This is a genomic window from Allorhizobium borbori (genome assembly GCF_014196535.1).
GTDB lineage: Bacteria > Pseudomonadota > Alphaproteobacteria > Rhizobiales > Rhizobiaceae > Ectorhizobium > Ectorhizobium borbori.
This window is the reverse complement of the sequence record NZ_JACIDU010000043.1, coordinates 1-8,186: the sequence shown is the minus strand read 5'-3', so window position 1 is coordinate 8,186 and position 8,186 is coordinate 1. Positions and strand designations below refer to the sequence as shown.

Below are 8,186 nucleotides of genomic sequence, written 5' to 3'. Positions count from 1 at the left end.
CTGGCGCTCGTGCTGGAAACCGGCAAGCGCGCCCTTGCCGGTTTTCTTGCCGCCTTGGCCCTCGGAACGCTGACCGGCGTCATTGCCGGGTTTCATCCCGCCGTCATGAGGCTGGCAAAGCCGCAGGTAACGCTTCTCCTCGGCGTGCCGCCCATTGCCTGGATCGTGCTGCTGATGATCTGGTTGGGCATGGGCAGCGGCACGGTGATGGCCACCGCCGCCATCGCGGCACTGCCCATCGTCTTTGCCGGCGCTGCCGAAGGAATCGCCACCCGCGACCGGGGGCTGGAGGCCATGGCCAGCGCCAGCGGCCTGTCCGCATCCGCCCGTCTCGTCCACATCAGCCTGCGGCAGATGCTTGCGAGCCTCTTTCCCGCGCTCTCGATGGCGCTCGGTACCGCCTTCAAGGCGGCGGTCATGGCCGAACTCATCGCCAATGCCGGCGGCATCGGCGGCGAACTGGCTTCAGCCCGTGCAAGCCTCGATGTCGCCACCGCGCTCGCCTGGGTACTCCTGTCCATCGCCGCACTGCTGACCGTTGAATATGGCGTGTTGCACCCGTTACGCGGCGCCTTCGAACCCTGGCGGCGCGCCGCCGAACCCTGGGGCGTGAAACGATGAGCACACTCACCCTCGACCGTATCGGGCACGCCTTTCTCGGCCGTAGCGTGCTGGACGATATTTCGCTGACGGTTGAGACCGGCGAACTCATGGCGCTGATCGGCCCTTCCGGCTCGGGCAAATCCACCCTCGCCCATATCGCAGCCGGCCTTGTCGAAGCACGCCGCGGCCGGGTCGTGCGGGACTATGGCCGCCATGCCGTGGTTTTTCAGGAACCGCGCCTTCTGCCCTGGGCAACCGCCGCCGCCAACATTGCCTTCGCGCTGAAGCCGCTCCGGCTTTCCCGGCGGATCGTCCGTGAACGGGTGGAGACGGTGGCCGCAAAGATGGCGCTTGAACGCCGCGATCTCGCGAAGTTCCCGGCCCAGCTTTCCGGAGGCATGCGCCAGCGGGTTGCCATCGCGCGGGCGCTGGTCACGGACCCGGCCTTCCTGATCTTCGACGAGCCCTTCACCGCGCTCGATGTCGCGCTGAAACGGCGCATGCAGGACATCGTGATCACCTCTGTCACCAGCGAGAGCCGCAGTGGATTGTTCATCACCCACGACATGGCCGAGGCCGTGCGGATAGCCCATCGCATCGCCGTTCTCGATCCGCTCGGGCGTGGCATGGCCGGCAACGTGACGGTTCCACTCACCCCCGGCACCCGCGATGACCGCGCGGTGTTCGAAATCGCCCACGACTTTCTCACGCACAACCCGCTCTTTGCCCATGTCAATGACATGGATGAAAGGCGGGCCGGATGACCCTTGTCCCTTGCCCGCTCCGCCACGCCCGTCCACTGAGCCTTGCGGCGGCAACCGATGAAGCCCTGCGGCTGTTCTTTCCGCTTGCCGCCCTTCACGCCGCGCTCTGGCCGTTGCTGTGGGCTCTGCTCTGGCAATTCGGCCTGCCGTTCGCCGCGGACACGGCCCCCGGCCAATGGCATGCGCAGGAAATGATTTTCGGCAGCTTCGGTGCCGCGTTGATCGGCTTTCTCGTCTCGGCGCTGCCCGAATGGACCGAAACGAGGACGCTGCATGGCTGGCCGCTGCTGGGGCTCGCCGCGTTCTGGGGCCTGCCGCGCATTGCCGGCTTCTTCGGCTCGCAGGCCATGATCGTTCTGGCGGGCGTCTTCGATCTCCTCTGGCTTCTCCTGTTGGCCGGCTATGCGGCAACGCTCGCGATGCGGCTGCGCACCCTGAACCTTGCGGGCTTCGTGTTCTTTCTGACAGCCCTCGCGCTCGCCGCCGGATGGCTGCGCTGGTCGATGCTGACGGGCAATTTCGACCGTGGCGAACAGGCCATCCGCTTAGCGCTCGCCGCCTTTGCCGGTCTGCTCGGGCTGGCGCTTGCCCGCATCACCGTTCCCGTGACCAACCGCATGCTCGATCCGGACGAGGAAACCTCGCCCTATCGTCCGCATCCGGCGCGCGTCAATCTGGCGCCCGGCCTTGCCGCGCTGCTTACCATTGCTGAAGCCGCATCGCTTTCGCCCGCCGTCACCGGCTATCTCGCCATGGCGACGGGGGCGGCCTTTCTCGACCGGGTGGCGGAAGGTTTTGTCGGGCGCGAGGGCCTGCGGCCGGAACTGGCGGGGCTCTGGCTTTCCAGCGCATTCACCGGCCTCGGGCTGCTGGTCATCGGACTTGCCGGGGTCGGCCTGCGACTGCCGGTACTCGCCGGCATTCACCTGTTGACGATGGGCGGGCTCGGGCTCGGCGTTCTTCAGGTCCTCTCCATCGCCGGCCTGCTGCATACCGGCCAGCCGCTGCAGTTCCATCGCCGTACGCGCGTGGCGCTCCTTCTTGTCGTCTGCGCCACCCTTACCCGCATCGCCCCGGAACTCGACATCGATCTCAGCCTGCCCGGTGGGTCACATGCACTTTCCGCCCTCCTTTGGGCCACCGCCCTTGCGCTCTGGCTCGGTGTCTACCTGCCCCTGCTCTGGTCGCCGCACACACTCGAACAGAAGAGTTGTTGATCATGTCCCTTGCCTCCTCCCGCTTCCTCTCCGGCGGCTTTCGTCCTTTCTTCCTGTTCGGCGCACTCCACGCGGCACTGATGATCGGGTTGTGGGTGCCGTGGTTTCTCGGCTTCGCGCACATCCCCTCCGCCCTTTCCCCGGTGGTCTGGCATCAGCATGAACTGCTGTTCGGCTTCGTACCCGCCATCATCGGCGGTTTCCTGCTGACAGCCGTGCCGAACTGGACCGGACGCCCGGCGCTGAAGGGCGCGCCGCTGCTGGCGCTCGTCCTGCTCTGGCTCGCAGGGCGTCTCGCCATCGCCACATCGGAAACCATCGGCCTGACGGCGGCGGCAGTGACAAGTCTCCTCTTCCTGCCCGCGTTCGTTCTTCTGATCATGCGCGAGCTGATCGCCGGCAAGAACCGCCGCAATTACAAGGTCGCCGCCATTCTCGGGCTGCTGTTTGCAGCGCAGGTTCTGTTTTTCCATGAATATGCCCGCTTCGGGCGCATCGAGCTGGCCAGCCGGATGGCGATCGCCACCGTCATTTTCCTGATTGCCGTCATCGGCGGGCGCATCATCCCCACCTTTACCGGCAACTGGCTGCGCAGGAACAATCCAGGACAGGAGCCCCCGCCTTTCGGAGCCTTCGACCTTGCCGCCATGGGCATTTCGGCGCTGGCGCTGGTGCTCTGGGCCGTTTCCGCGCGGGCCGAAGCGCTTGCGCCGTTTGCCGGCACGGCATGCCTTGCCGCCGGTCTCTTCCATTTCGCCCGCCAGCTTCGCTGGAAACCGTTCCGCACCCGGCGCGAGCCGCTGGTGGCGATGCTGCATGTGGCCTTCACCTTCATGCCGCTCGGCTTCCTGCTGACGGGGGCGGGACTTTTGAGCGAGGATGCCGGGCTTGCCTCAGCCGGTCTGCATGGATGGACAGCCGGCGGCATCGGCGCCATGACCCTTGCAGTGATGACGCGGGCGACGCGCGGCCATTCCGGTCAGGCGCTGATCGCACCGCCGTCGACCGTCTTCATCATCTACGCTCCGATCCTACTGGCCACGCTGGCCCGGATCGGGGCAGCACTTCTGCCGGGCGCGACCATGCTCCTCCTGCCGCTGGCGGCCCTTGGCTGGATCGTCGCCTTCCTCGGCTATGCCGGCCTTTACGGCCCGCTCATTCTGCGCAAATAAATATAAGTCGAAGCGATCAGTGGTTTCAAAGCGAAGCTGTCAAAGTTGGCAAAGATGCTTACGCATGCTGTTGGCGCTACATCATCACGGCCAATCGCCCCCGCTTCCCTTCGGATCATTGCCCACGCAGCATGGCTTTATCTGTTGGTTATCTCACATTGGGTCGCCGGATTATTGGCAAACAGTGGCGTTGGTGCATGGATCGCTGAACGAGCGGATATCAGTCTATGATGCATTGGCTATGCGGTGACGGTTTTACAGCGGACGGATTTCGGGCGTGCGCAGGCCATCATTCGATTGAGGGCGGCGCAGCCGATGTCGACCTCCGTCTGCTGCGCTACGAATGAGCGCGCCCGCAACCGGCGGCCAACGATCGATTTGTAACGACCGATGGCGATCTCGACCAGTGAGCGTTTCCCGTAGCCGGTGGCGATCTGCCACTTCATTCTTCCATCCGCGTTGATCGCCGCGATATGACGATCTCGCTGGCTTGCGGGATGGCTATCCGGTCGCTCCAATGCATTGGAGCGTGGCGAAATGACGACCGCCGCGTCTGCACTATGCCTGGCGACGACCTTGTAGCTGGGGTTGCTGTCATAGGCTCCATCGGCCGTGAACTGGCTGATCGGCATCTCAATCTGGTCGAGCAGCGGCTCCACCTGTGAGGCGTCGCCGGCTTCCTGGTCCGTCATGACATGTGCGATGATATCGCCGCTGTCGGCATCCAGCGCCAGGTGCAACTTGCGCCACCCCCGTCGGGATTTGACACCATGCTTTTCCTCCAGCAACTGGCCAGCGCCGTAGACTTGCGATCCTGTGCTGTCGATGAGGACATGGATGGGCCCTTTTGCCGGGACACAACCACGATCATCTTGCCGCCTATCGGGCGATTGCCGCTTGCCTGTCCGGCGGCTCAGCGTCGAGTGATCGGGGACCGCCAGAACCACGCCCATCAGCTGCAAGATCGAAGCTAGAAAGCCTTCCGTCTGGCGCAGTCTCAGGCCGAACACCAGTCCCAGCGTCAGAGCGGTCTCGATCGCCAGATCGGAATAGCGCGGCTGGCCACCGGGTGTCGTGCGCTTCGGCGCCGGCCAGGACGACAGAGCCTCTGGTGTCATCCACAAGGTCAGGCTACCACGATGACGAAGACCAGCCTCGTATTCAGACCAATTCGTGACCTTGAGCTTCATCTTGCCAATATGATGACGGTGGCAGGCATTGTGTTTGAAAGGCATGTTCGGTCCGCTGGGGTGTTTCCATCCAAGCCGACTACTTCACCGCTCATGAATGATCCGTGCACCAACGCACCTCTGACCATGATCATCGTTGTCGTACGACAAAGAATGACTGCAACAGAAGTGTGCCCTTAGTTGGGATTTAACAAAGAGCAAGCGTCAACGGCATCCTAGCATTGGCCTCATTCAACCGGAGCCTGGCTATGAGAAACGATATACTGAACCGATATGGCGACGCCCGCCTGCCCCGCTACACAAGCTATCCGACCGCCCCGCAATTCTCCCCGGCGATCGCGGCCGGCACCTATCGGGACTGGCTCGAAACAACGGCAGGGCATGAGCCGGTTTCTCTCTATCTCCATGTCCCGTTCTGCCGGTCAATGTGCTGGTATTGCGGCTGCCACACCACGATCACACAGAAGGACCAGCCGATCCTCGACTACCTGGATGTATTGAAGCGCGAAATCACCCTTGTCGCCGCGGCGGCCGGCAAGCGGCTTCAGGTCGGCGCCATCCATTTCGGCGGCGGCACGCCGACGATCATGAAACCGGAGGAGTTCCTCGATCTCGCACGGGCGCTCGGTCGCGGGTTCGATATCTCCGAACAGACGGATGTTGCGGTCGAGATCGATCCGCGGACGCTCGCACCAGCCATGATTGAGACGCTCGGAGAAGTTGGCGCGACTAGAGCAAGTCTCGGCGTCCAGAGCTTCGATCCGAAAGTACAGAAGGCAATCAATCGCGTGCAAACAGTGGAGCAGACGGTGAACGCAGCGTCGGGGCTGCGCCGTGCGGGAGTCCAGAGCATCAATTTCGACCTGATCTACGGGCTGCCGCATCAAACGGTTGATTCCGCCATCGAAACGGCCGTGACCGCGTCCGCCATGCGTCCGGACCGCTTCGCCGTCTTCGGCTATGCCCATGTGCCATCGTTCAAGAAGCACCAACGCCTTATCGACGAGGCCACACTCGGTGATGCCGCCGAGCGCAATGCCCAGGCCGAAGCGATTGCGGAAACGCTTGTTTCCGCTGGCTATCACCGCATCGGTCTCGATCATTTCGCGTTGCCCCACGATTCGCTTTCCCTCGCCGCGGAAAGCGGATCGCTTCACCGCAACTTCCAAGGCTATACCACGGATGGTTTCAAGACTCTCATCGGGCTCGGAGCCTCGGCGATCGGTCGGACCGACGCGGGCTATGTACAGAACGAGGTAGCAATCGGCCGTTATGCCCAGCGTATCGCGTCCGGCGAGTTGGCGACGGCGAAGGGTTACCGGATGACGGCGGAAGATCACCTGCGGGCCACGGTCATTGAACGATTGATGTGTGATTTCCGCGCCGATCTCGATGGGATCGCAAAGGCCCACGGTTTTCCCCCGGAGACACTGACCAAGGCCGAACCGATGCTTGAACGTCTGAAGGCGGACGATGTCGTCCGGTTTGCGGATGGCCACCTCATCGTCAACCCGGACCATCGCTTCGTGATCCGCGCGGTCGCCGCCTGTTTCGACGCCTATCTCGATCGGGGCGGCAGGCAGCATTCCAGGGCAGCCTGAATCATTTGTCCAGACAAGCGAAAAGACCCGGCATGCCTAGCTCTGCCGGGCCTTTCCTTGCGCCTCGCCGTTTTCCTCAGCCGACGAGGCTGCGGTAGATCGCCGGCAAAGCCGCAGGCAACCTGCCGATGTGCGGCACCACGGCAAAGCCGCGCTGCCCGAAGATCGCCGGAACATACGTCCGGGCATCGCTGTCGATGGTCACGCCGAAGACGCGGATCCCTTTCCGCTTTGCTTCGATCACCGCCCTCCGGCTGTCCTCAAGCGCGAAACGGCCCTCCTAGTGATCGACGTCATTCGGCTTGCTATCGGTCAGGATCAGCAGCAATTGCCTCCGGTTGGGCTGCGCGGAAAGCTTTGCCGTCGCATGACGGACGGCCGCGCCCATAAGGGTGTAATATCCGGGTTTCAGGGCCGCTATCCGCCGACGCACGACTGACCCCATCGGCTCGTCGAAATCCTTCACCGTCTCGCCCCTCACCCAACTGCGGCGACGGGAGGTAAAGGTCAGAATTGAATGATTGTCGCCGCATACCGACAGCCCTTCGGCAAGCACCATCACGGGTGGCCATGCCGCCCTGTTCGGCGCCGACCCTCTTTTGGCGCTCGATTACTGAAGAGCGGCAGGACCGATCGGCAGCAAACTTGCTCTAGCGCAAAGATGGCCGGACCGGCCGACCCTATAAGGTGAATAGTTTAGTCATGTTATAGGATTAGGGTCATGATCTGCAGCGACACCGATTTCGGCCGCGATGTCCAGGACGCGCGGGAACGCCAAGACGGGGCGGGATAACCGGTCAGGCGGCGGCTCGTCTGTGCCGGGCTGGGAGCGGTGCTTGCCATGCCCTTCGTTGGCAAGGCCGAGGCGGCCGCAGCCGGAGAACTCGTTCTCTTCGCCCCCCCACCGGCCCTGTCACATTAGCCTACGCTGTCGGTACCGGCCTGTTGCGCGACGTCGCCGAGAAGGTCCGCTTCAAGATGTGGCGCACACCGGACGAGATGCGTGCTGGCCTCACTTCGGGAACGATGCAGGCAGTCGTCGTCATGCCGATTTCCACAGCAGTCAACCTCAACACGCGTGGCCTCGGTGTGCGGCTGGCCAACGTCATGACCAACGGTCTGCTCTACGTGATCTCGACGGACGAGCGAATCCGCAGCGTCGCGGACCTGAAAGGCCACCGGATTACCGTCCCGTTCCCGAACGATACGCCGGAACTCGTGTTCGACGCGGTGCTTGCCCATCATGGACTCGCCTCCGAGGTTGCCGTCGACCGCGCCGGCACGCCGTTCGAGACGATCCAGATGCTCCTGGCTGGCCGGATCGAGACCGCGATGGTATCTGATGCTGACGGCAGGGGCTGTCAATCGGCTCGGAATATTGACCCCTTATCGGCGTCCAATATTGGCTCTGACTCATATGTGGAACGGCCCGGTTGGCAAGGCGTTGGCGGTATGAATCTCCGTCGGACGGTGCAGTCATATGTCCGGCCTGTTGTCGCGGTCATCGACCGCTGGCCACGATGAGATCCGCAATGTCGATCGCCGGTGATGTCACGTTGTTGGTGCCTTAACTGTTGCTGGCTAATCGGGCGCGATGAACACATCGGCCATCAGCTACAAGTACCACCGTTTTCCACCG

At 63.2% G+C, this 8,186-nt stretch carries 7 protein-coding genes and 1 pseudogene; 6 read left to right on the top strand and 2 right to left on the bottom strand.

The window, feature by feature from the left end; all coding sequences use genetic code 11:
* From GGQ66_RS22650 to GGQ66_RS22635, 4 genes are all read left to right on the top strand, one after another.
* Positions 1–621: ABC transporter permease (locus GGQ66_RS22650; RefSeq protein ID WP_183795971.1), on the top strand; the 621-nt coding region annotated here is incomplete at its 5' end.
* Positions 618–1,367, top strand: a complete 750-nt coding sequence (locus GGQ66_RS22645; RefSeq protein WP_183795969.1) for an ABC transporter ATP-binding protein — start codon at positions 618–620, stop codon at positions 1,365–1,367. The genes GGQ66_RS22650 and GGQ66_RS22645, both read left to right, overlap by 4 nt.
* Positions 1,364–2,584, top strand: a complete 1,221-nt coding sequence (locus GGQ66_RS22640; protein ID WP_183795967.1) for an NnrS family protein — start codon at positions 1,364–1,366, stop codon at positions 2,582–2,584. Before GGQ66_RS22645 ends, GGQ66_RS22640 begins: the two co-directional genes overlap by 4 nt.
* Before the next feature lie 2 nt (positions 2,585–2,586).
* Entirely contained in the window at positions 2,587–3,756 is a 1,170-nt protein-coding gene (locus GGQ66_RS22635) for an NnrS family protein (RefSeq protein WP_183795965.1), read from the top strand.
* 239 nt (positions 3,757–3,995) lie between these two features.
* Here GGQ66_RS22635 and GGQ66_RS22630 read toward each other — a convergent pair whose 3' ends face one another.
* Entirely contained in the window at positions 3,996–4,991 is a 996-nt protein-coding gene (locus tag GGQ66_RS22630) for an IS5 family transposase (protein WP_183795963.1), read from the bottom strand.
* 203 nt (positions 4,992–5,194) lie between these two features.
* Here GGQ66_RS22630 and hemN point away from each other — a divergent pair, with 203 nt between their 5' ends.
* Positions 5,195–6,547, top strand: coding sequence for an oxygen-independent coproporphyrinogen III oxidase (gene hemN / locus GGQ66_RS22625; RefSeq protein WP_183795961.1), 1,353 nt, complete (start codon positions 5,195–5,197; stop codon positions 6,545–6,547).
* A gap of 76 nt (positions 6,548–6,623) precedes the next feature.
* On the opposite strand, the pseudogene GGQ66_RS22620 reads toward hemN, so the two are convergent.
* Positions 6,624–7,109 (bottom strand): annotated as a pseudogene (locus tag GGQ66_RS22620) (nitric oxide reductase activation protein NorD); the annotation flags it as partial.
* Between the two features lie 383 nt (positions 7,110–7,492).
* Here GGQ66_RS22620 and GGQ66_RS22615 point away from each other — a divergent pair.
* Positions 7,493–8,071 (top strand): PhnD/SsuA/transferrin family substrate-binding protein, encoded by a 579-nt coding sequence (locus GGQ66_RS22615; protein WP_183795959.1) that lies wholly within the window; start codon positions 7,493–7,495, stop codon positions 8,069–8,071.
* Positions 8,072–8,186: the final 115 nt, after the last annotated feature.